This window comes from Streptomyces sp. NBC_00448, assembly GCF_036014115.1.
GTDB lineage: Bacteria > Actinomycetota > Actinomycetes > Streptomycetales > Streptomycetaceae > Actinacidiphila.
Window position 1 is genome coordinate 3,963,402 of record NZ_CP107913.1, and the last position, 23,832, is coordinate 3,987,233.

The window sequence follows — 23,832 nt, forward strand, 5'->3', positions numbered from 1 at the left end:
CGGTAGCGTCGAATGCGTCAGTCAATGGCGTATACCGCGCCGACCGCAACCAGCACAGACCGGAGCACAGATGGCTATCAAGCTGGGCAGCACCCCCGCCTGGACCAAGTCCTCGCGTTCGACCGGCAACGGCGCATGCGTCGAGGTCAAGTCACCCGCCGTGGAGGCCGTGGTGGTCCGCGACTCGAAGGACCCGCAGGGTCCGGTCCTCACCTTTTCCCCCGAGGCGTGGGCGTCCTTCGTCACCGACGTGGACGGCGGAGCGTTCGAACTGCGCTGACACCGACCGCGCGAGCGTCACTCACACCGCAGAGGAGCCCTCTCGACTGGCCGCCGTCCTGGCCGAGAGGGCTCGCTCCATCTCCGGGCGGCCGCTACCTCGTCACTCCGTGGCGGGCTTCGGGTGCCCCAGCGGGTCGCCGGCGCCGTCCGTGCCGCCCGCGCCCTCGACGCCCTCCGCACCCTTCGTACCGGGCGCCCCGGCAGCCTCGGCCGCCCCCTCGGCGTCCACCTTCGCGATGATCGCGTCCCGCTCGGGGGTGTCCTCCGGCTTGATCCAGCCGATCACGATGAACAGCACCAGCGAGACCGCGACCGGGCCGGCGATCTGGTACTCCAGGTTCACCCCGCCCGACACGGCGTCGTTCACCGGGTAGTTGAGCAGGTAGAAGGCGAGCAGGCCGAGCGCCCAGCTGGTCAGCGCCGCGGTCGGGCCCGACCTGCGGAAGCGCCGCATCAGCCCGAGCATGAACGGGATCGCGATCGGCCCGACCAGTCCGGCCACCCACTTGATCACCACCGTGATGATGTCCTTGAACGTGGGCGAGTTGACCTGCGTCGCCACAGCCATGGACAGCCCGAGGAAGACCAGCGTGGTGATCCGCGCCGCGAACAGGCCGATCCGGTTGGTCCAGCCGCGGGCACCCCGGGAGACCGCGGGCGCGATGTCCCGGGTGATCACCGCGGAGATCGCGTTGGCGTCCGAGGAGCACATCGCCATGGTGTGCGAGAAGAAGCCGACCACCACCAGGCCCAACAGCCCGTGCGGCAGCAGCCGTTCACTCAGCAGCGCGTAGGAGTCGGACGCGTCGGGCTTGTTCGCGTGCACCAGCAGCGGCGCGACCCACATCGGGAAGAAGAGCACCAGCGGCCAGACGAACCACAGCGCCGAGGACAGCGCGGCGGAGCGCGACGCCTCACGGGCCGACGGCGTCGCCATGTAGCGCTGCGCCTGGTTCCACATCCCGCCGTTGTACTCGAAGGTCTTGATGAACAGGTACGCCAGCAGGAAGACGGTCGTGTACGGGCCGGCGGTGGGGTGGCCGTGGTGGCGCAGCGCGGGCTCGTCCCAGACGTTCCAGATGCCGCTGATGCCGCCGATGTGGCGCAGCGTGGCCACCAGCATCGCGACGCCGGCGATCAACTGGATGACGAACTGGCCGAGTTCGGTGAGCGCGTCGGCCCACAGGCCGCCGACCGTGCAGTAGACCGCGGTGATCGCGCCGGTGATCACGATGCCCTGGGTGATGGTGATGCCGGTGAAGACCGACAGCAGGGTGGCGATCGCGGCCCACTTGGCGCCCACGTCCACGATCTTGAGCAGCACCCCGGACCAGGCCAGCGCCTGCTGGGTGGTGAGGTTGTAGCGGTCCTTGAGGTACTCCAGCGGTGAGGCGACGTGCAGCCGCGAGCGCATCCGGTTCAGCCGGGGCGCGAACAGCTTGGCGCCGATGCCGACCCCGATCGCGATCGGAAACGCCCAGGTGGCATAGGACGTGAAGCCGTACTGGTAGGAGATGCCCGCGTAACCGGTGAACATCACCGCGCTGTAGCCGGCCATGTGGTGCGAGATGCCGGAGAGCCACCAGGGCATCCGTCCGCCGGCCGTGAAGTAGTCCCCGACGTCGTCGACGCGTTTGTGGGACCACAGGCCGATCACGACCATCACGCCGAAGTACGCGATGAGAACGGTCCAGTCGAGACTGTTCATGTCCCCTCCCGGGGGTCCGCCTTGTGAACGTGAGGGCACTTCGCCGTGCCGCTCGCTCGGGCGGGGTCGCCCCCTTGCGGGAGTGGGGACTTGGGGGATTGAACCCTTGTTCCGGGAGGCCGGTCAAGGGCTAGGTTGTTCATGAACCTGAACTCAGGTCAGAAAGCAGAACGATTTTACTCGTTCTTTGCCCAACTTGGCATTGTGACGACCCGCCCGCCGAACCGACGATGAGCGGGCACTTCGCCGGACGTCCGCACCCCCGCGCCCTGGCGCGCGGCATGACGGAACGGCCGCCCGGGACGCGGGAGTTCCGGGCGGCCGTACAGGAAGGAGAGGACCGGCACGAGCGGTCGGAGCCGCGCTCCTACGGCCGGAACACCTTGGCGAGGCGCGCCAGCCCCTCGCCGATCTCCGCCGCGGTGTGCGTGGTGAAGGACATCCGCAGCGCCGCCGGATCGGGGTCGGCGGCGAAGAACGGCGCGCCGGGCACATAGGCGACGTCGTGGGCGACCGCGACGGACAGCAGCGCGGTGGCGTCATGCCCTTCGGGCAGCCGTACCCACAGGAACATGCCGCCCTCGGGCCGGTTCCACCCGGAGCCGGCCGGCAGCGCGTCCGCCAGCCCGGCCACCAGCGCGTCGCGCCGGATACGGTAGGCCGCCCGGACCCGGTCCAGGTGCGCGTCCAGGTCGCGGTCGGCGAGATAGCGGGCGACGGCGGCCTGGTCGACGGTCGAGGTGTGCAGATCGGCGGACTGCTTGGCGATCACGCAGGCCCGGCGGAACCCGGCCGGAGCCCGCAGCCAGCCCAGCCGCAGCCCGGGGGCCATCACCTTGGAGAAGCTGCCGAGCAGGACGGTGCGGTCGGCCGCGGCGTCGTACGACGCGATCTGCGGCTGGTGCGCCCCCTCGAAGCGCAACTCCCCGTACGGGTCGTCCTCGGCGATCCACAGCCCGTGCCGCCCGGCGATCTCGGCGACCGCGCGGCGGCGGTCGGCCGGGAGCGTACGGCCGGTGGGGTTCTGGAAGTTGGGCACCAGGTAGAGCAGCTTGGGCCGCTCACGCCGCACCAGTTCCTCCAGCGCGTCGGGCAGCACCCCGTCGGCGTCGGTGGGCACCGGGACCACCCGGGCGCCGGCGAGGCCGAAGCACTGCAGCGCGGCGAGGTAGGTCGGGTTCTCCACCAGCACGGTGTCGCCGGGCTCCAGCAGCGCGGTGGCGATCAGGCTCAGCCCCTGCTGCGAGCCGCCGGTCACCAGCAAGTCGTCCGGCTCGGTCGGCAGGCCGCGCCCGGCCAGCCGGGCCGCGATCGAGGCGCGCAGAGCCGGGTCGCCCTCGCTGGTGGAGTACTGGAGCACCTGCCCGGGGCGCTCGGCGAGCACCCGGTCGTACGCCTGGCGCAGCCCCTCGGCGTCGAACAGTTCCGGCGCGGGCAGCCCGCCCGCGAAGGAGATCACCTCCGGCCGCGCGGTCAGCGCGAGGATCTCGCGTACCGGCGAGGGACCCACCGAGCGGGCGCGGCCGGCGAGTTCGGGGAGTGCTCCGCGGAGGCTGGTCGTCATGGCGTGCAGCCTACGAAGAATCGTTGCTGTGTCCAGCTACTTTCCACGATGCGGGCATCCGGCCCGCGCGGCGCCGCACACGGTGGGCGTACCGACGGCCACGCACGGGTACGGCCGTACCGGGTGCTGGTCTCTGGCCGCCCGCGCCCCGCCCTGCACCCCCGCGGTCACGCCGCCGGGTAGCGGTCCAGCCACGCCGGGCTCGCGCCGGACGGGCCGTGCAGCGCCGGGGACTGGGTCATCTCCATCGCGAAGTCGTCCGCGAGCTGGAGGATGGTGGCCCGCCCCTCCAACTCGGCGATCCAGGCGGGCGGCAGCGCGGTCTCGCCGTGCTGGACGCCCAGCAGGTTGCCGCAGATCGACCCGGTGGAGTCGCTGTCGCCGGAGTGGTTGACCGCCAGCAGCAGCCCGTGCCTGACGTCCTCGGCGACCAGCGCGCAGTAGACGCCGATCGCCAGCGCCTCCTCGGCGGTCCACCCCTCGCCCAGCGCCTCGACCCGCTGCGGCGACGGCAGGCCCTGGCGTACCGCGCCCAGCGCGCTCTGGAGGGCATCGGTGGTCTCCTGGTGGCCCGGGCGGGCGCCCAGCAGGGCGAGGGCGTGCTGCACGGAACCGTCCAGCGCCTCGCCGCGGGCCAGCCCGTGCACGATCACCGCGAACGCGCCCGAGGCGAGTTGCCCGGTGGGGTGGCCGTGGGTCTGCGCGGCGCACTCGACCGCGAGTTGGAAGACGAGTTGCGGCTCCCACCCGACCAGCAGACCGAACGGCGCCGACCGCATCACGCCGCCGCACCCCTTCGAGCCCGGGTTCTTGGGCTCCTCCAGAGTGCCCATCCGGTCGTCGGACAGGCCGCTGAGGCAGGCGCCGCCGGGCGCGCGGCGCGCGTACAGCCACTCCTCGCGGGCCAGCCAGCCGGTGTCCTTGCGGCGCTCGTCGGGGCCCCACTCGTTCTGGGTGGCGGCCCACCGCAGGTAGGCGCGGTGGATGTCGGTCGGCGGGTGCCAGGCGCCGGTGTCGCGGCGGACCTGGGCGCGGATCAGGCCCTCGACCGTGAAGAGCGTCATCTGGGTGTCGTCGGTGATGGCACCGCGTCTGCCGTACGCGGGCACGTAGTCGGTGACGCCGTCGGGGCCGTGGGTGTTGAGGACGGCCTCGAGCGACTCGAATTCCACGCCGGCGCCGAGTGCGTCGCCGATCGCACCGCCGAGCAGGCAGCCGCGCACCCGGCTGCGGAAGTCCTGCTGCTGCGCGCGTCCCCAGACAGCGGTCAATGCGCTCCCCTTCGAACATCACCCGATCCGATCCCGTGCTGCGCCGCACGATATCCGACGAAACCGAGAGCGGAAGGGGGGCCGAGGGTAGGTGCGGGGTTGTCCGCGAAGGGCCGTCTTTTCCGGCGTTTTCCGGGGTTTCTCCCGGTACGGGTCGGGGCTGGTGGGTCGGTTGGGGCGGATTGGGCCGTCGCTTCGGTCGGTCGGGGCGGGCCGGGGAGCGGGCCGGGGCGGTCGGGGCGGCGGGGGTCGGGCCGGGGCGGGCCGGGGTTGGAGAGGAGCAGGCAGGGGCGGGCAGGGGCAGGGGTGGGTCAGGTGGGGCTCAGGAGAGGGTCAGGGGGCGTACGCCGGGTGCCATACAGGAGTGCCAAATGCGCTCCGGCGTACGCGCAGCGCACTGGGCCGCCCTCCATGGGAGCCGGCTCCACGGTTCGCGGACCGGCGGCCGGCTCCCCGCCCGGCTCAGTGGCCGGTGCTGAACACCCCGACCGCGTTGGCGACCGGGCGCTCGGCCACGCCCGAGGGGTTGTTGCGCACGGTGGCGGCCGGGTCCCCCTGGGCGCGGGTGACCAGCGTGGTGGAGCCGCCGCCGTCGAGGTTGACCGCGTCGTCGGCGCCCGCCTGCCGCATCACGTCGGCGACCTCGGCGACGGTCAGGCCCGGGTCGGCGGCGGCGGTGCCGTCGAGCGCGAGCAGGTAGAGCGTGCGGCCGTGGTCGCCGAAGCCCGCGGCGGTCCGCACCGCGGCCGTCTTCGCGTCGAGCCCGGGCAGCGGGGCGCCGTCGCGCAGCACCGGGAAGCCGCCCACCGCGCAGGAGTACGGCACGTGCGACGCGGTCGGGACGAGGCGCTCGCCGACGTCCGCACGGTCACCGACGTGCAGCGTGCGCAGGGTGTCCGCGCCCGCTTCCCGCCCGACCAGCACGGTGCTGCCCGGCGCGATCGCGCCCTGCCCGGGGGTGTCGGCCACGGCGGTGACCCGGCCGCCGCGCACGGTCACCTCGTAGGTGTCGGTGCTGCACGCCGCGGCGCGGGAGGTGTCGGAGCCGCAGACGGCGCGCTCGCGGGAGACGGTGCCCCACCCGGCGGTGTACGCGCCGATGCCGCCCTCGGGCAGCGCGTACTGGTTGAAGCCGCCGAGCGGGTGACTGCCCTGCCGGGTACGGACGCTGCCGGCGAGGGTGAGCCGGTCCAGCCGGGCCCTGCGGTCCGCGCCGACGCCGAGCACGTCCCGCGTGGTCCCGCCGGGCGGCATCGCCGGGCCGAACCGCTGCGCGTCCGGCACCGCTGCCTTCAGCGCCCGGCCCGCGGCGATCTCCGGGCCGTCGGAGGAGCCGGTCGGGGTGACGCCGGCGTGCTCCTCACTGATGTTGAAGAAGTCGCCGTTGACGGCGCCCACCGCCCGGGCGGAGTCGGCGAGTTGGGACACGGGCGCCCGGTCGGCCACCGCACCGGGCGTCAGCAGGTCCACCCGCACCCGCGGGTCGGACAGGTCGACGGTCAGCATGTACCCGGTCACGGCGCCCTTCCCGCCGTCCACCGAGAACTGCCCGTACGTCACTCCCCGTGCCACCTGCTCCACTTGGGAGTACGGCAGGCCGCCGGCGTCCCGCGCCACCGCCGCCGACGCCCCCGCCAGACCGCCGGCCAGCGCCGCGAACGTCACGACCGCCGCTCCCCCGGCCCGCACCCGCGCCCTCGCCCGTGCCCCGCTGTCCGTCGGCCCCGCCGTGGCTCTCGTACGACCGCTCACGTCTCCTCCTCCGACCCGCAACTCACTTTCGTCCGGGAGGACTTCAGCAGCCCGGCGCGGTCCGCACGGTGAACCGCGGGCGACGGGACGGCGGCGCTGCTGCGAATTCGCCCGCCCGGCAGCGCAGTTGCGGCGGTAGCGCGCCGCACGGATCACGCAGCCCACGATGGGCGCGCCGCACTTTCCCACCGCAGACGGCCCTACGCGTGCGGGTCGTACGACCACGCGCCCGGGGCGAGGGGTTGGCATGTGCATGTGCAGGCGGGCGAGCGTGCCGAGGTACACCCGGGCGCACCGGCCCCCAGCTGTCCCGGCGTACGGGCCGGGCCCGCTCCGACGTGCGCTCCACTCACCCGAACGGCCGTAGCGCCACACCGATCCCGCCGCCTTCCGCCCCGGCGCGCACAGGGCCAGGCCACGCACCCTTCACCCGGACCCCCGACCGTGGACGCCATGGACCGACGAGATGTGCTGAAGCTCTCCGCGAGCGCGGGTGCGGCCGGCGTCCTTACGCTGGCCCCCGTGGACTTCGCCGCCGCCTCGGACTCCGGCGCGGGCCCCGGCTCCGGCCAGGACCCCGCGGCCGGCTCCCCGATGCCCGCTGACGGCAACGAGGTGACCCGTACCCTCACCGGCCACCTGCCCATCGGCGTGGCCGACTTCGTGTACCTGCCGCTGAACGTGCCGCGCGGCGTACGGCAGATCGCCGTGTCGTACAGCTACGACCGGCCCGACGTGCCCGCCGGGCTGCTCGGCAACGCCTGCGACATCGGCATCTTCGACCAGTGCGGCACGGACCTGGGCGGCCGGGGCTTCCGCGGCTGGTCGGGCGGGGCGCGCACGGAGTTCTCGATCAGCGCGGAGCAGGCGACACCCGGCTACCTGCCCGGACCGGTCGAGGCGGGCACCTGGCATGTGGTGCTCGGCCCGTACACGGTCGCGCCGCAGGGCCTGAACTACTCGGTGACCGTCACCCTCACCTTCGGCGAACGCGGCACCACCCCCGTGCCCGACTACCCGCCGGAGCAGGTGCGCGGCCGCGGCCGCGGCTGGTACCGCGGCGACTGCCACCTGCACACCGTGCACTCCGACGGCAAGCGCACCCTGGAGCAACTGGCCGCGCTCGCCCGGGCGGCGCAGCTCGACTTCATCAACTCCAGCGACCACAACACCTCTTCCGCGCACCCGCTGCTCGGCCCGCTGGCCGGCGACGACCTGCTCATCCTCACCGGTGAGGAGATCACCACCCGCAACGGGCACTACCTCGCGATCGGCCTGGACGGCGGCCAGTGGATCGACTGGCGCTACCGGGCCCGCGACGACGCCTTCGACCGCTTCGCCCGGCAGATCCGCCGGGCCGGCGGCATCGTGGTGCCCGCCCACCCGTACGGCACCAGCCTCGCCAGCCAGTGGAAGTTCGGCTACGACAACGTCGACGCCATCGAGGTCTGGAACGGCCCCTGGACCGCCGACGACGAAGCCTCCCTGCTCACCTGGGACAACCTGCTCACCGGTGCGGCCCGGCGCGGCGACGGCCAATGGGTGCCGGCGATGGGAAACTCCGACGCCCACCGCGACCCCGACGTCGTCGGCCTGCCGCAGACGGTGGTACTCGCCGACGGCCTCGACCGCCGCTCCCTGCAGGCCGGCATCCGCGCCGGGCACTCCTGGATCGCCGCGAACGCCGACGTCCGGCTCGCCTTGTCCGCCACCGGCCCGCACGGCGAACACGCGGGCATCGGCGACCGGTTGCAGGTCGCCGCGGACTCCGAGGTGACCGTCCGCCTCCAGGTCGCCGGTGTGCCGGCCGGCTCACTGCTGCGGCTGCTCACCGACGAGGGCCAGGTCGTCGGCCAGGTCCTACCCGCCTGCGGTGCCGTGGAGTGGACCACCACCGCGTCGCTGGCGTCCTATGTGCGCGCGGAAGTACGGCACCCCGCGGCGGCAGACGACACCTCCGGCCTGCCCGGACCGGCCGCCGCCCTCACCAACCCGATCTGGCTCGGCCGCCGATAGCCCCTTCGCGGCACCGCCCCCTCGTCTCCGTTCCTCCTGCCTTTCTCATCCGTTCTGATCCGTGCTCATCCGTCCGGGCACTCCTGCTGCCGTCCGCGCATCGCACCGACCACTACGCCGCGATCCGGATCGGCAGCAGAATGCGCCACACGGCGTCCTCCACGCCGTGCACCGCGGCGATCCAGCCGACGTTCTCCTCGTCGGTGCCGAGCCGCACCGCCTGGGCCAACTCGTCCATCACCTCGGTGAGATCGCCGTGCGACATCGCCGGCTCCAGCCGACCGCCCACCGCCCCGTCATCGTGGTAGCGGTGGTAGGCGGGCGCGCCGCGCAGCACACCCACCGGCCGCCAGTTCTGCGCGAGCCGCCACACCGGTTCGCCGGAGACATGGACGCCGTCCGCCTCGACCACCTCGACCCGCGCCCGGTCGACCGCCAGCGGCGTCCAGGTGTCGGTGCCGGTGAGCACCATCGCCGGGTCGCAGCGCCGCGCCGCGTGGGCCACCGAACTCGTCGCCCCGGGCGAGGACAGCACGAGCGGCACCGCGGACATGCCCGCGTACAGGCAGCCGAGGAACGCGCCCGCGAGGTCGGGCCCTTGCGGGTAGACGAGCATGACGCGGCTGCCCGGCTGCAGCACGCTGCCCAGCCGCGCGGCGACCGCCCGGGCCCGTCGGTCCAGCTCGGCGAAGCTGCACCCGGCGGTACCGGTCGTCGGCGCGCTGTCTCCGTAGGGCAGCGCGGGTATGCCCTGCGGCCGGTGCTCCGCCCGCTGCCGGAGCAACGGGCCGGGCAGGCGCCCGCCTTCGCCCAGGGTGGTGTGGGAACCACCGCCGCGCCCCCGCCGGCGCCGGCTGTGCTTCCCGCCGCCGCGGGTCACCGTATCCGTCCCGGTGGGTGCGGGCGGTACGGGTCCCGTCCCCGGGAGCGTGGATGTCCCGTGCAACGACGGCCAGGAGAGCACCGCACCGGACACAAGTGTTGTTTCCCGGCGCAATCCTCCTGAAACCGAAGAATCCGCCGAATCGTTTTTGCCCGACACCCGCATGTCTCTGTCACCCGCCCGTTCGCAGGACACACATTGGTGTGAACCTGTCCCACACAACACAACCTCCGCGCACGCACAGACAGAACCTCGAATTCGGCCCAACATTCGGCACGAGGCCGGATCGGCACCATGCACGGGGTGACCTCGGCCGCCCGACACGGCAAACTGGCACGGACGGGGCCGAACTTTCGGCTCCGCATGTCATGCAGAGAACTGTTCCGTCCAGCGATGAACGATAGATATACGCGCGGAGCGCCGGGCTCGGGGACGCGCCCGGCATGTGCACATGGGCGATCCAGGGGGCAGACGATGGAAAGCAGCACGGACCCGGGCGGCCTGCGCTACGCGGTGCTGGGCCCGGTGCGTGCCTGGCGCGGCGACGTCCCGATCGGCACCGGGGCGCCACAGCAGCGGGCGGTGCTCGCCGCGCTGCTGCTGCGCGGTGGGCGCACCGCCTCCGCGTCCGAACTGCTCGACGCCGTCTGGGGCGAGAGCCCGCCCAACACCGCGCTCGCCGCCCTGCGTTCGTACGCCTTCCGGCTGCGCAAGGCGCTCGGCCCCAAGGCGCTGGTCACCGACTCCGGCGGCTACGCCCTGCACGTCGCGCCCGACGCCCTGGACTACACCGTCGTCGAACGTCTCGCGGCCGACGCGGAGAAGGCGAAGGTGAGCGACCCCGAGCACGCCCGGCGCCTGCTGGCGGCCGCCATCGACCTGTGGCACGGCGAACCGCTGGCCGGCCTGCCCGGGCCGTACGCGGAGACGCAGCGCTCCCGGCTGGCCGAGTGGCGGGTCGGCCTGATCGAGGCATGCCTCGAACTCGACCTGGAACTGGGCGCGCACGCCGAGGCGGTCTCCGAACTCACCGCGGTCTCCACGGAACACCCGCTGCGCGAGCGGCTGCGCGCCCTGCTGATGCTCGCGCTGTACCGCAGCGGGCGCCAGGCCGAGGCGCTGGGCGTCTACGCCGACACCCGCCGCCTGCTCGCCGACGAGCTCGGCATCGACCCCTCCGCCGAACTCAGCGACCTGCACCAGCGCATCCTGGAGGCCGACCCGGACCTGGCCGCGCCGGTCTCCGCGCACGCCGGCACGCCCGAGATCGTCCGCCCCGCGCAACTTCCCGCGAGCGTGCCCGACTTCACCGGCCGCCGCGCCGTCGCCGACGAACTCGGCCGCCAACTCGCCCTGGCCACCGAGCAGGGCAAGGAGGGCGGGGTGATGGCGGTCTCCGCCGTGGCCGGGATCGGCGGCGTCGGCAAGACCACCCTCGCGGTGCACGTCGCGCACGCGGTCCGGGACGCCTTCCCCGACGGGCAGTTGTACGTCGACCTGCAGGGCACCGAACCGCGCCCGGCCGAGCCCGAGGCCGTACTCGGCGCGTTCCTGAGGGCGTTGGGCGTTCCCAACCCCGCCATCCCCGACTCGCTCGCCGAGCGCGCCGCGCTCTACCGCTCCACCCTCGACGGCCGCCGCGTCCTCACCCTGCTCGACAACGCCTACGACGCCGCGCAGATAAGGCAGTTGCTGCCCGGCACGCCCGGCTGCGCCGCTCTGGTCACCAGCCGGATGCGGATGGTCGACCTGGAAGGCGCGCACCTGGTCGACCTCGACGTGATGTCGCCCGAGGAGGCCCTGCAGCTCTTCAGCCGGATCGTCGGCGAGGAGCGGGTGGCCGGCGAACGGCAGGCCGCGCTCGCCGTGGTGGGCGCCTGCGGCTTCCTCCCGCTGGCGATCCGGATCGCCGCCGCCCGGCTGGCCGCCCGCCGCACCTGGACCGTCTCCGTACTGGCCCGCAAACTCGCCGACCAGCGCCGCCGGTTGGACGAGTTGCGGGCCGGCGACCTGGCCGTCAAGGCCACCTTCGCGCTCGGCTACGGCCACCTGTCGCCCCAACAGGCCCGCGCCTTCCGGCTGCTGTCCCTCCCGGAGGGCCCCGACATCTCGCTGGACGCGGCCGCCGCCGTCCTGAACCTCGACCCGTACACGGCCGAGGAGTTGCTGGAGACGCTGGTCGACATAAGCCTCATCGAGTCGGCGGCGCCGGCCCGTTACCGCTTCCACGACCTGCTGCGGCTGTACGCGCGCGAGTGCGCCGAGCGCGACGAGACCGAGCAGGAGCGCTGCTCGGCGCTGTCCCGGCTGCTGGACTTCTACCTCGCCTCGGCCACGGCCGTCTACGCGCTGGAGAACCCCGGCGACCGGGTGCTGGACCACCTCGCCGTAACCTCCCTGCCCGGCATGGCCTTCGACTCCCGCGAAGCCGGGCTGGAGTGGCTGTTCGCCGAGGCCCAGGTCCTGCTGGCGGCCGTCGAGCAGTCGGCCGACGACGGCTGCGGCGGCCTGATGCGCAAGGCGACGGACCTGCTGTGGGCCGCCCAGGACCTGATGGAGTCGGGGATCTACGCCCGGCAGTACGAACAGGCCGCACACGCGGTCGTGGCCACCGCGAACGCCTGCGGTGACGCCCTGGTCGAGGGCCGGGCCAGGGTGCTGGTCGCCCAACTCCTGCGGATGACCGCCCGTTTCGCCGCCGCCGACGAGGAAGCGCGGCGCGCGATGGTCGTCGGGCTGGCCGCCGAGGACCCCGTCACCTGCAGCTACGCGCCGAACCTGCGCGGCATCATCGCGCACCAGGCGCAACGCTTCGACGTCTGCACCGAATACCACGAGGCCGCCCTGGAGGCGTTCCGCTCCGACGGCAACCGGCACGGTGAGGCGTCCGCCCTCAGCAACCTGTCCCGCGCCCAGCTGAGCCTCGGCGACTCCGACGCGGCGGTAGCCAACAGCCAGCAGGCGCTCGCCGTCTACCGGGAGTTGAACGTCGGCTTCCGGCTCGGCAACGGGCTGTACGCCGTCGCCGTCGCACTGACCGCCGCCGGACGCATCGACGAGGCGGTGGCCCGCCTGAACGAGGCGGTGGAGATCTTCCGCGACGCCCGGCAGCAGTTCTGGGAGGGCATGGCGCTCTACCGGCTGGCCGAGGCGCACCGGGCGGCCGGCCACAGCCTGCGGTCGGCGGCCGCGGCCGAACAGGCCCTGGTCATCCAGCGCGAGGTCGGTGGCGAGTGGCGCACCGCCAACGTACTCACCGTGCTCGGCCGCGCGCTCGCCGACATGGGCCAGCTCGTACGAGCGCACGCATGCTGGCACGACGCGCTGGGCATGTACGTGGCGCTCGGCTCTCCGGAGGCGCAGGAGGTACGGCGGCTGCTCGGTGGCGAGACGGCGCCCTCGGTGATCCGGATGGTCGGCTGACGGCGGCCGGCCCCGGGACGGAGTGAGACGCGGCGGGCCCGAGCCGGAGCGTGTACGGGACTTGACGGGACCGGGCTGTGGCCCGGTCCCGCGACCGGGCGGAACCGGGCACGGGCCCCGCGGGACGGGGCGGAAACGGGCACCGGACACGCGGCCGGGGGCTGCTACCAGCCGATTCGGCAACTCATCGATACCGTTTATCGGTTGATTATCGGCGGCTGCCACGATTCCATCACCGCACGAGCCGCCCGCCCGGTGATGCACGGGGGTCGTCGCCGGGTGGGCTTCACCACAGCAGGTCCCCGAAGTGCAGGAGAACCACCATGACGACTGAGACCACCGAGACCACCGAGAACCAGCCGCCGACCGACCCGACCGACCCCGCTCCGCCGACCAAGCCGACTCCGGGAAAGGTCGAGCCGGCCAACTGGCACACGGAGGACGCCTCGGAGGCCCCGGTCGACGGGCTGCTGGCGGACAAGCCCACGACGAAGCCCGGTCAGGTCAAGCCGAACAACTGGCACACCGAGTCCGAGCCCGCAAACTGATCCGCCGCGAGGCGCCCGTGCGGCACGGCACAGTGCGGCACGGGGCGCCGGGCGAACTGCCCAGCGGCGGGCATGGTCCCGTGGACGTGGAGATGGGGGTTTCCGGGTCCGCAGGAGAAGAGGGGGACGCCCGAGGGGGGACCGGCGAGCTGGCTCAGGGGGCCGGCTCACAGTCCGGGCAGCAGGTCGGCCGCAGCGCGGAGGGGGCGCTGCGGCCGACGTGTGCGGTGCGCAGGGTGCGAGGGTGCGCGGGTGCGAGGGTGCGAGGGTGCGAGGGTGCGAGGGTGCGAGGGGATTCCGCACCCGCGGAGTGCTGGTGCAGCGGGTGGAACCGGTAGAGCGGGTGGGGCCGTGGAACCGGTGAAGCCTCGGTCCCAGCAGGGGGCCGGTAGGGGAAAAGTGCTGGTCGGCGCGGTGGTCACTCCCGCGCCCGCGCTCGCGTGGCAGTGCCGCGGCGCCCGGCGTAGCGTCGGCCACGTGGGGGCCGAGTGAGCGACACGAGGCGGTGGCACCCCGATGGTCCGCAACGTCGTGGGGTCACTGCTCGCGCTCGCCGGAGCGACGGCCGCCGTCTGGTGCCCCTTCCGAGCCTGGTACGGCGGCCGTCACGGCTCCGACATCCGGGTCAACGACCTCTTCACGGGCGTCGGCGTCACCGATCATGACGCGGCCCTGCTCGGCTCCCTCTTCCTGCCGATGGGCTTCGCCGCGCTGCTCACGCTGCTGGGCGTGCTGGCGCGGTCATGGGCGGCGGTGGCGCTGGCCGGCTGCCTGGTGCTGGGCGTCACGGTGCTGTGGATGGTCCGGCAGGCGCAGTTCTCCGGGTCTCTGACCGCGGGCGGCGACGGGCTCGACACGGGCGTAGGTGTCGCGGTCGCGAGCGGGCTGCTGCTGTTCGCGGGGGCCTTCCTGCTCTCGGGGCTGCGCCGCCCGCGCTACGGCCGGCCCGAACCCCTGCCGTCGGACGACGTCGCCGAACCGCCGCAGGAGTCTCCGCCGCCGTACTCGAAGCGCTCCGAGCCGCTCTCCCCCGACGGTCCGGCGGAGCCGTGAACCACCGGTGACCCAGGGCCTACCTCCCGGCCCCGCTAGCCCTGCTCTCCGCTCCCCGCTCCCCGCTCAGGCCCGGCGCGAGGTCGAGCCGGTGCCCTTCGCCGCGTCCAGGGCGTAGACGCAACGATCCTTGGAGCAGGCGTAGACCACACCGTCGGCGGTGACCGGTGATCCGGTGATCTCGCCACCGGTCTCCAGCCGCCACCGCAACTGGCCGCCCTGCGCGTCCACCGTGTACAGGCAGTGGTCCTTCGAGCCGAAGTGCACCCGCCCGTCCGCCACCGCGGGCGACCCGACGATCTCGCCCTGCGCGGCGAACCGCCAGCGCGGCGTCCCGCTCACCGCGTCCAGCGTGTACAGCGCGCTGCCCGCCCCGAGGTGGACCCCGCCGGCGGTGACCACCACCGGCTCCAGCGACTGCCGCGGCTCGGTGGCGACCCGCCAGCGGTCCCGGCCGTCCGCCGGGTCCAGCGCGTACACCGTGCCGAGGTGGTCGGTGACGTAGATCCCGCCGCCGGATGCGCCCGGGCCGGGTACATGCGCGGGGGGCGCGAACATCACGGCGGGCGCCTCGAAGTGCCACCGCTCCGCGCCGGTGCGCGCGTCGAGGGCCAGCACCCGGGTGCCGGCGGTCAGGTGGACGACGCCGTCGGCGACCACCGGCCGGGTGACCACCGACCCGGCCGCGCCGGGCTCCCCCACCGGATACGACCACAGCTCCGAGCCGTTGAGCGCGTCCACCGCGTGCAGCTGGCCGCCGCCCTGGTAGAACACCGTCCGGTTCTCGATGGCGGGTCCGGCGTCCGGCGACTCGAACTCCGTCTGCGCCCCGGCCCGCTCCCACCGCAGCGTCCCCCGCTCGGCATCCCACGCCTGCACCACGCCGCCACGGGTGCCCGTGACGACGGTGCTCGCGTCGGCCCGCACGGCGTACACCCAGCCGTCGATCGGGGTACGCCACCGCTCGCCGCCGTCGGTCGCGCCCAACGCGAACAGGCTGGGCCCGTCCGACGCGTGGATACGGCCGCCGGCCACCGCCATCGTCCAGGCCACGTCCCTGGTCTTGAACTGCCGCCGCCCGCTGGCCACATCGAGTGCGTGTACCTCGAAGGACGTGACGTACAGCAGTCCGCTGTCCACCACGGGGGTGCCCCACACGTCGTTCGACATCCGGAACCGCCAGGGCCGCCACTCCCCCGGCGGGCCGGACGGACGCGGCACCGCGGCCACGGACGGCGGCGGGGCCTCCGCGGCCCGATGGGCACCGCCGCGGGGGCGCACCCACTCGGTTCCCGGAACCGGTCCGGCCGTCGCCTTGAGGTCGGCCGCCCGCGCCAGCCGCAGCCCGGGCCCGATCGGCGCGGACCCGGCGAGTTGTACGGACGCGGCCGCGTGCTGGGGGGCGGGGCTGCGGGGCGGCTGCTGCGGGCGGGGCGGTGACACGGGCGGCGGCGGCACCAGGCCGGAGGGCTGCGGCGCGGGAGCCTGCGGCATGGGCGGCTGGGGTGCCGGCGCGGGCGGCATGGGGACCTGCGGGCCGGACACCTGCGCGCCGGGCTGGCGCGCGCCCCGGCCGCCGTTCTGCACCGGGCCGATCCGGCTGCGGTGGCGTTCCTCGATCAGGGCGACCGCGCCGGGGGGCAGCCAGGCCGACGCGGTGCCGGTGTCGTCGCCGCCGGAGGAGAACAGGTGCGGGGCGAGTTGCGCCTGCAGATCAGCCGGGGTGGGACGTTCCTCGGCCTTCATCCGCATGCACGACTCGATCAGCGGGCGCAGCTCGTCGGGCAGACCGGCCAGGTCGGGGCCCTCGCGCAGCAGCATGAAGACGGTCTCGACCGGGTTGGCCCCGTGGAACGGGGCATGGCCGGTCGAGGCGAAGACCAGGGTGGACCCGAGCGAGAAGATGTCGCTGGCGCCGCGCACGCTGCGGGAGTCACGGGCCTGCTCGGGCGACATGTAGGCGGGGGTGCCGACCGCGACGTTCGTCATCGTCAGCCGGGTGTTGGACACCCCGGAGGCGATACCGAAGTCGATCACCCGCGGTCCGTCCTCGACCACCAGTACGTTCGACGGCTTCATGTCGCGATGTACCAGGCCCGCGGCGTGGATCGACTGCAGGGCCTCGGCGATCCCGGCGGCGAGCCAGCGCACTCCCTGGGCGGGCAGCGGGCCGGACTCGTTGACGATCTCTTCCAGGGACGGCGCCGGGACGTAGGCGGTGGCGAGCCAGGGGACGGCGGCACGAGGGTCGGCGTCGACGACGGCAGCGGTGTAGAAGCCGGACACCGCACGGGCCGCCTCGACCTCACGGGTGAAGCGGACGCGGAAGAGCTGGTCCTCGGCGAGTTCCGCCCGCACGGTCTTGATCGCCACTCGCCGACCGGAGGCCGAGCGGGCGAGATAGACCAGCCCCATGCCGCCGGCGCCGAGCCGTCCCAGCACCTCGAAAGGGCCGATCCGTCTCGGGTCATGCTGCGTAAGCTGCTCCACCACTTGCCCTGCCACCTCCCCGTGCCCGCGTTGTCCGCGGCCGTTCCCCGTGCTGCGCGGCCCCGTCCGGCCGGTCGCTGGCTCCCGTGCCAGGGTACGGACCCGATTCTTCCTGGGAAGAGCGCCGGTTGCGAACCCGGGGCCGTCCCGACACGCCCGGAAAGCGAACTCGTTATCATCCACTCCCCGGTGCCGGACGGCCATCCGCCGCGCCGGAACGGGCGTCAGAAGGTGGCGGCCGGCCTCACTGACCGGGTATCGAGTCGGACCGGCGCGCGAGGTCGATCACGGCGAACCGCGCTCCCTGGTCGTCGGTGACGATGGCGGTGCGGCCGTACGGCGACTCCGCGGGGCCCACCAGCACCTGACCGCCGAGCCGGCGGACGGTGGCGGCCGCGTCGTCGCAGTCACCGACCGCGAAGTAGACCTGGTAGGCGGTGGGGGTGTCCTCCGCGGTGCCGCCCAGCTTCAGCCGGCCGAGCGAGGGGTTCTCGGCGCCGGGCACGGACCACACCTTGTAGTCGAAGTGAACGCCGTCGCCGACCTGCTGGGACTCGTATCCGAAGACGTCCCGGTAGAAGGCGTCCACGGTCTCGGCATCCCGTGTGTGGTTCTCCGACCAGGCGTAGGCGCCGGGCTTGTTGACCAGGTCGAAACCCTGGTGGCCGGCGGGCTGCCAGAGCCCGACGAAGGAGCCGCCCGGGTCGACGACCCCGGCCATCACTCCGCTGTCGCCGACCGCGTCCGGCCCGAAGGCCACCTGCCCGCCGGCCGCCCTGACCTTCTCGGCGGTCCGGGCCACGTCGACGACCGCGAGGAAGACGCCCCAGGCGGTGGGCATCGACGGGTCCGCCTTCGGCATCAGGGCCGCGACCTTGACGCCGTCGCGCAGGGCCATCGTGTAGTGGCCGAACTCCTCCCCCTGGTCCTCGAAGGTCCAGCCGAGCAGCTCGCCGTAGAAGGTCCGGCCGACGGCGAGGTCGGGCAGTGCCACATCCGCCCAGCACGGGGCGCCTTCTCCGAATGCCGACATGACTCGATCCTCTCCTACCTTCACGATGGCCCGCGCCGTGTCCGCGACACACCGTCATTGCCACCGTAACCAGTGATCTTCCCCACCACACCCGCTGGAATTCGAACATATGGTCAATTCTTTGAGTCGCCCGCTCCACGCCGCCGAATCACCCATTCGCCACATTTCACGCGCCGTCCCATGGGGCCGCCGGGACGGAAGAAAGCACCGTTGAACTGGTGGTTCGCCAAGCGGAAGGAGAGCGTCCCCGTTTGCACGCCGCCAAATCGCGCGCCGATCACGGGTCGGTAAACTGACGGCATGACAGGACAAGTTCGCACCGTCGACGGCCGTGTTGCGGGCCGCCGCGGGCAGGCAACGCGGCAGAAGCTGCTGGACTGCCTCGGCGAGATGCTCAGCACGTCGCCGTACCGGGATGTCAAGGTGATTGACGTCGCCCGGATGGCGGGCACCTCCCCCGCAACGTTCTATCAGTACTTCCCCGACGTCGAGGGCGCCGTCCTTGAACTCGCCGATGAGATGGCCAAAGAGGGGGCTAGCCTGACCGAACTGGTCGCGGGCCGCTCCTGGGTCGGCAAGTCCGGCGCGCTCGCCGCAGACCAACTCGTCGACGGCTTCCTGTCCTTCTGGCGCAGGAACGACGCCATCCTGCGCGTGATCGACCTCGGTGCCGCCGAAGGCGACAAGCGCTTCAACAGAATCCGCACCCGCATCCTCAACTCCGTGACGGGCTCACTCACCGAGTCCATCAAGGACCTTCAGAGCAAGGGCAAGGTCGACAAGCAGGTCAGCGCGCCGGCCGTGGCCGGTTCGCTGGTGGCCATGCTGGCCGCGGTCGCCGCCCACCAGAAAGGTTTCACCGGGTCCGGCGTCAAGCAGGCCGACCTGAAGCCGAACCTGGCGCTGCTCGTCCACCTCGGGGTCACCGGGAAGAAACCACCGAAGTAGCGACCGCCCCAACACCCTCCACCCGCAGGGCCGTTCGGCCCCGCACTCGCCAGTCCTGCCGCAACATCACGCCCCGACGCGGGCGCCACGAGGTCTCGGGGGAGACCGCCGGCGCCCGCGTCGCTGCGTCTCCGGGCAGACGGGCAGCGCGAGCGGCGCACCGCCGGCGGCGGCGAGGCGCGGCGGGCGACCGGCAACCGGTTCCCCGTGGACGGCAAGTGGCGGACCGTGACCGGCAAGTGGGCAGCCCGCAACGGCCCATGCCGCTCGACCGCATGGGGGGCTACGCTCGCACCCGCCCGTCGGAATACCTTCCGGCTATCACCACCTTGCTCGCGACAGACGTATTCAGGCTCAGGAGTGCCCCCATGGCCGACCCCACGACCGCCACCGACCGGGTCCCCCCGCCCGCCGCAACTCCCGACGCCATCGTCATCGGCGCCGGCCCCGGCGGACTGGCCGCGGCCGCGGCACTGCGGGAGCGGGGGCTCAGGCCGCTCGTGGTGGAGCGCGCGGAACACGTGGGAGCTTCCTGGCGCGGCCACTATGACCGGCTGCATCTGCACACCACGCGGCGGTTGTCGGCGCTGCCGGGACTGCCCATTCCGCGCCGGTTCGGCCGATGGGTCAGCAGGGACGACGTGGTGCGCTACCTCGAGAAGTACGCCGAGTACCACGAACTCGAGATCGCCACCGGCATCGAGGTGGGACGAGTGGAGCGGAAGGGCGCGGGCTGGGAACTGCCCGCGACCGGAGGCCGGGTACTCTCCTCCGCCGTGGTCGTGGTGGCGACCGGCCACAACCACAGTCCGTACATACCCGACTGGCCGGGACGAAACACCTTCTCCGGTGATCTTCTGCACGCGGCCCGCTACCGCAACGCCGTCCCCTATACCGGGCGGGACGTCCTCGTGGTCGGCGCGGGCAACACCGGTGCGGAGATCGCCGTCGACCTGATGGAGGGCGGCGCCTCGCGAGTACGCCTCGCGGTGCGGACGTCCCCTCATATCCTGCGCCGTTCGACGCTCGGCTGGCCCGCGCAGGCAAGCGGGATCGTCTGCCGCCGGCTGCCGACACGGCTGGTGGACCGCGTCGCGCCGTACATCGAACGGGCCGGCGTACCGGACCTGTCCGCGTACGGCCTGCCCCGCCCCGAGACCGGCTTGTACTCGCGTGTGCTGGACGGCGCGATTCCGGTGCAGGACGTCGGCCTGATCGCGGCCGTCCGCTCGCGCCGGGTCGAACCCGTCGCCGCCGTCGCCGAGTTCGACGGAGACAAGGTGCGCCTCGCCGACGGCTCCGAGATCAGCCCGGAGGCGGTGATCGCCGCGACCGGCTACCGGCGGGGCCTCGAACCGCTCGTGGGCCACCTCGGCGTGCTCGACGGCCGCGGCCGCCCGGTGGTGCACGGAGCCAGGACGCCCGCGAACGCGCCCGGGCTGTACTTCACCGGGTTCACCAATCCGATCAGCGGGATGTTCCGCGAAATGGCGATCGACGCGCGCCGCATCGCGCGCGCGGCCGCCCGCGCGCGGTAGAGCGGTACGCGGAAGCCGGCGGGGGCGGGCGAGGCCTGCCTCGAGCGGCGGGCGGTGAGCGGCGGCGCAACGCCCCTGCCACCGCGGCTCGTTCGATCCGCACCGCTCGTTCCCTGCGAGCCGCCCGCCCCGGCCGTTGCGCACGCGCACGGCCCTTTCTTCTACGGCGATCCACGCGAGCTGTTCCGCGCGTGCCGCCTCGTTCACCGCGCATCGTTCTCAACGGGCCGTACGGACCGCTCCGCCCGGGCCGATCCGGGCGAGAGCGGCGCCCACCGCCGGCTCCAGCCGGTCCCGTTCACCCGGGCGAGTGAACTCCACTCGAATCGGAACTAGCACAGACATTCGGGGCGTTCATCCAGTAACCGCCATCACGGGCGCGGCGACCGGCCGATGGCGGACGACCAGGGACATCAGCGCGGCCACCGCGCACAACGCTCCGGAGGTGTACCAGACGACGTCATAGGAACCGAGCGCGTCACGCGCCACCCCGCCGAGGTAGGCGACCAGGGCCGCACCGATCTGGTGGGCCGCGAGCACCCAGCCGAAGACGATCGCGCTGCTCTCGCCGTAGTGCTCACGGCACAGCGCGATGGTCGGCGGCACCGTCGCCACCCAGTCGAGGCCGTAGAAGACGATGAACAGCACCATCGAGGGGTGGATGCTGTCCGAGAACAGCATCGGGAGGAACATCAGGGAGAGTCCACGCAGTCCGTAGTAGATCGCGAGCAGCCGCCTCGGCGACAGGCGGTCGGTGAACCATCCGGAGGCCACCGTGCCCGCGATGTCGAACACCCCGATGACGGCGAGCAGGGACGCCGCGGTCGTCACCGGGAGCCCGTGGTCGTGCGCGGCGGGCACGAAGTGGGTCTTCACCAGACCGTTGGTCGACGCACCGCAGATCGCGAAGCTGCCGGCCAGCAGCCAGAAGGTACCGCCGCGTGCCGCCTGGAGAAGGGCCCGCAGCGCACGACCGGCCGCCCCTGCGACCGGCGGGGGCTTGGGCGTGAACTCCGCCGCGCCGTAGGGGGCCACACCGACGTCCGCGGGGTGGTCGCGCAACAGTAGCCAGACGAAGGGCACGACGGCGAGTGCCGCGAAGGCGACCGTCGCGGCGGCAGGACGCCAGCCGTGGTGTTCGGTGATCCATGAAAGGAGAGGGAGGAAGACCAACTGCCCGGCGGCGCCACCGGCGGTGAGGATGCCGGTGACCAGGCCGCGGCGGGCGACGAACCAGCGGTTGGCGACGGTCGCGGCGAACGCGAGTGCCATCGAACCGCTGCCCAGACCCACCAAGACACCCCAGCAGAGCACCAGTTGCCAGACCTGGGTCATGTAGACGGTGAGTCCGGCGCCGAGTGCGATCGTCAGCAGCGCGCAGGCGACGACGCGCCGGATGCCGAAGCGGTCCATCAGCGCGGCGGCGAACGGCGCCGTCAGCCCGTACAGCGCGAGGTTGATGGAGACGGCGAACCCGATCATCGCGCGCGACCAGCCGAACTCGCTGTGCAGCGGGTCGATCAGAAGTCCGGGAAGGGAGGCGAATGCGGCAGAACCGATGATGGTCACGAACGTGACGGCGGCAACCGCCCAGGCGCGGTGCGGTCGCGGGCGCGGGTGCCGGCGCGTCCCGGCGGCGTCGCCGGGTGTGGCGGAGCCGGTGGGCGCGGCTGGGCCGTCGGCGGGCGCGGGAGTGCGAGATGTCTGCGTCACGGTGCTCAGTCTCCGAGGAGAGCTCCCCGGTGACGAGTGGCCCGAGGGCCATGGTGTGAAAGAATCGGGCCATGGCAGATTCTCGGATTCTCCCGCGGTCCCGGGTGTTCGGCGGCGGTGGGCGGCACCGGGTGGCGGTATTCGTGCTCGACGGGGTGATCCCGTTCGAACTCGGCATCCCGCTGCGGATTTTCGGGGCCGCGAGGAGCCAGGAGCGGGAAGAGGGCGGCCCCGCGCTGTATGAGGTGGTGACGTGCAGCGTGCGCCCGGGTCCGGTGCGGACGGACGCGGACTTCACGATCACGGTCGAGCACGGCATGGAAGCGCTGGCGGAGGCGGACACGGTGGTGGTGCCGGCGTCACACGAGATGGAGGACGTCTACGAGGAGGGTCGGCTCAGCGCGGAGCTGAGGGCGGCGTTCGACGTGATCCGGCCGGGTACGCGGGTGGTGTCGATCTGCACGGGATCGTTCCTGCTGGCGGCGGCGGGATTGCTGGACGGGCGGCCGGCGACCACGCACTGGCGCAGCGCGGACCACTTCCAACGGCTCTTCCCGCGGGTGCGGGTGGACCCGGACGTGCTGTATGTGGACGACGGCGACGTGCTCACCTCGGCGGGGGTGGCGGCGGGGATCGACGTGTGTCTGCACATCGTGCGGCGGGACTTCGGCACCGCGGTGGCGAACGGGGTGGCCCGCCGGACGGTGGTGCCGCCGCATCGGGAGGGCGGTCAGGCGCAGTACATCCGGCGGCCGCTGCCCGAGCCGCAGTTGGCGGGCACCGAGCGGGCCAGGGCATGGGCGTTGGAGCGGCTGGAGCAGCCGGTGACGTTGCGGCAGCTCGCGGAGCGGGAGGCGATGAGCGTACGGACGTTCACGCGGCGGTTCCGGGAGGAGGTGGGGCTGAGTCCGGGGCAGTGGCTGACGCAGCAGCGGATCGAGCGGGCGCGGCAGTTGCTGGAGTCGACCGATCTCGGGGTGGACCAGATCGCGCGGGAGGCGGGGTTCGGGACGGGTGCGTCGCTGCGGCAGCACATCCAGAGCGCGCTGGGTGTGTCACCGACGGTGTACCGGCGGACGTTCCAGACGTCGGCGCGCGGTTAGAGCGCGGCCGGCCCGGCGGACCGGATGAGGCGAAAGGGTCAGGTCAGGACCGCGGTGGCCGCGCCTCGGTCGACCTCGCACCAGATCTGCTTGCCCGCGCCTTCCGGGTGCCAGCCCCAGCGATCGGCGAGGCCGTCGACCAGTTCCAGGCCGCGGCCACCGGTCTCGTCGCGGTTGGCATGACGCGGGGCGGGCGGCAGGACGCTGGCGTCGGCGACCTCGACCCGTACCGGAGCGGCCGGCGCGGCAGGGAAGAGCATGCGCAGCACGGCCGGACAGCCGGTGTGCACGACGGCGTTGGTGACGAGTTCGGAGATGAGCAGGAGCAGCGTCTCGGCGACCGGTTCGTCGGCTCCTATCCCGGAGCCCACCAGTCGCGACCTCGCCCAGCGGCGGGCGCGTCCGACCTCCGCCGGGTCGACACCGACCTCCAGCTGCATCTGAAGCATCTGCACTGCTCACACCATCCGAACCGGCTGACCCGACGTCTCACGCCTGCCCGTCGTC

17 protein-coding genes are annotated in these 23,832 nt (G+C 73.0%); 8 read left to right on the forward strand and 9 right to left on the reverse strand.

Annotated elements, in window-relative coordinates:
* The first annotated feature begins 70 nt into the window (after positions 1 to 70).
* Positions 71 to 280, forward strand: a complete 210-nt coding sequence (locus OG370_RS16750; RefSeq protein WP_328465036.1) for a DUF397 domain-containing protein — start codon at positions 71 to 73, stop codon at positions 278 to 280.
* Between the two features lie 102 nt (positions 281 to 382).
* On the opposite strand, the gene OG370_RS16755 is transcribed toward OG370_RS16750, so the two are convergent.
* The 4 genes from OG370_RS16755 to OG370_RS16770 form a co-directional block, all read right to left on the reverse strand.
* Positions 383 to 1,990 (reverse strand): sodium:solute symporter family protein, encoded by a 1,608-nt coding sequence (locus tag OG370_RS16755; RefSeq protein WP_328465038.1) that lies wholly within the window; start codon positions 1,988 to 1,990, stop codon positions 383 to 385.
* Between the two features lie 367 nt (positions 1,991 to 2,357).
* The gene (locus tag OG370_RS16760) at positions 2,358 to 3,554 is read right to left on the reverse strand and encodes an aminotransferase-like domain-containing protein (protein WP_328465040.1); all 1,197 of its coding nucleotides are present in this window, start codon (positions 3,552 to 3,554) and stop codon (positions 2,358 to 2,360) included.
* A gap of 167 nt (positions 3,555 to 3,721) precedes the next feature.
* Complete coding sequence (locus tag OG370_RS16765; protein WP_328465042.1) at positions 3,722 to 4,825, reverse strand: ADP-ribosylglycohydrolase family protein; 1,104 nt, start codon at positions 4,823 to 4,825, stop codon at positions 3,722 to 3,724.
* 462 nt (positions 4,826 to 5,287) lie between these two features.
* Complete coding sequence (locus OG370_RS16770; protein WP_443060871.1) at positions 5,288 to 6,514, reverse strand: phosphodiester glycosidase family protein; 1,227 nt, start codon at positions 6,512 to 6,514, stop codon at positions 5,288 to 5,290.
* A 516-nt stretch (positions 6,515 to 7,030) separates the two neighbouring features.
* On the opposite strand from OG370_RS16770, the gene OG370_RS16775 reads away from it, so the two are divergent.
* Complete coding sequence (locus OG370_RS16775; RefSeq protein WP_328465044.1) at positions 7,031 to 8,593, forward strand: CehA/McbA family metallohydrolase; 1,563 nt, start codon at positions 7,031 to 7,033, stop codon at positions 8,591 to 8,593.
* A gap of 112 nt (positions 8,594 to 8,705) precedes the next feature.
* On the opposite strand, the gene OG370_RS16780 is transcribed toward OG370_RS16775, so the two are convergent.
* A complete protein-coding gene (locus OG370_RS16780) occupies positions 8,706 to 9,473 on the reverse strand; it encodes an AMP-binding protein (protein WP_328465047.1) in 768 nt (255 codons plus the stop codon).
* Positions 9,474 to 9,950: 477 nt separating this feature from the next.
* Between OG370_RS16780 and OG370_RS16785 the strand changes: the two genes are divergently transcribed.
* From OG370_RS16785 to OG370_RS16795, 3 genes are all read left to right on the forward strand, one after another.
* Positions 9,951 to 12,899 (forward strand): AfsR/SARP family transcriptional regulator, encoded by a 2,949-nt coding sequence (locus OG370_RS16785; RefSeq protein WP_328465049.1) that lies wholly within the window; start codon positions 9,951 to 9,953, stop codon positions 12,897 to 12,899.
* Positions 12,900 to 13,222: 323 nt separating this feature from the next.
* A complete protein-coding gene (locus OG370_RS16790) occupies positions 13,223 to 13,447 on the forward strand; it encodes a hypothetical protein (protein WP_328465051.1) in 225 nt (74 codons plus the stop codon).
* A gap of 516 nt (positions 13,448 to 13,963) precedes the next feature.
* Positions 13,964 to 14,500, forward strand: a complete 537-nt coding sequence (locus OG370_RS16795) for a hypothetical protein (protein WP_328465053.1) — start codon at positions 13,964 to 13,966, stop codon at positions 14,498 to 14,500.
* Positions 14,501 to 14,566: 66 nt separating this feature from the next.
* Here the strand turns inward: OG370_RS16795 and OG370_RS16800 are convergent, their stop codons facing one another.
* Both OG370_RS16800 and OG370_RS16805 read right to left on the reverse strand, forming a co-directional pair.
* Positions 14,567 to 16,993, reverse strand: a complete 2,427-nt coding sequence (locus tag OG370_RS16800; RefSeq protein ID WP_328465055.1) for a serine/threonine-protein kinase — start codon at positions 16,991 to 16,993, stop codon at positions 14,567 to 14,569.
* A 241-nt stretch (positions 16,994 to 17,234) separates the two neighbouring features.
* On the reverse strand, positions 17,235 to 18,023 hold the full coding sequence (locus OG370_RS16805; RefSeq protein ID WP_328465057.1) for a VOC family protein: 789 nt from the start codon (positions 18,021 to 18,023) through the stop codon (positions 17,235 to 17,237).
* A gap of 300 nt (positions 18,024 to 18,323) precedes the next feature.
* Here OG370_RS16805 and OG370_RS16810 point away from each other — a divergent pair, with 300 nt between their 5' ends.
* Both OG370_RS16810 and OG370_RS16815 read left to right on the forward strand, forming a co-directional pair.
* Positions 18,324 to 18,971: a TetR/AcrR family transcriptional regulator gene (locus OG370_RS16810; protein ID WP_328465059.1), complete on the forward strand. Its 648-nt coding sequence runs from the start codon at positions 18,324 to 18,326 to the stop codon at positions 18,969 to 18,971.
* A 368-nt stretch (positions 18,972 to 19,339) separates the two neighbouring features.
* Entirely contained in the window at positions 19,340 to 20,509 is a 1,170-nt protein-coding gene (locus OG370_RS16815) for a flavin-containing monooxygenase (RefSeq protein ID WP_328465061.1), read from the forward strand.
* A 354-nt stretch (positions 20,510 to 20,863) separates the two neighbouring features.
* Here the strand turns inward: OG370_RS16815 and OG370_RS16820 are convergent, their stop codons facing one another.
* On the reverse strand, positions 20,864 to 22,222 hold the full coding sequence (locus tag OG370_RS16820; protein WP_443060688.1) for an MFS transporter: 1,359 nt from the start codon (positions 22,220 to 22,222) through the stop codon (positions 20,864 to 20,866).
* 71 nt (positions 22,223 to 22,293) lie between these two features.
* On the opposite strand from OG370_RS16820, the gene OG370_RS16825 reads away from it, so the two are divergent.
* On the forward strand, positions 22,294 to 23,325 hold the full coding sequence (locus tag OG370_RS16825) for a GlxA family transcriptional regulator (protein WP_328465063.1): 1,032 nt from the start codon (positions 22,294 to 22,296) through the stop codon (positions 23,323 to 23,325).
* 38 nt (positions 23,326 to 23,363) lie between these two features.
* On the opposite strand, the gene OG370_RS16830 is transcribed toward OG370_RS16825, so the two are convergent.
* Complete coding sequence (locus OG370_RS16830; RefSeq protein WP_328465065.1) at positions 23,364 to 23,780, reverse strand: ATP-binding protein; 417 nt, start codon at positions 23,778 to 23,780, stop codon at positions 23,364 to 23,366.
* Between the last annotated feature and the right edge of the window lie 52 nt (positions 23,781 to 23,832).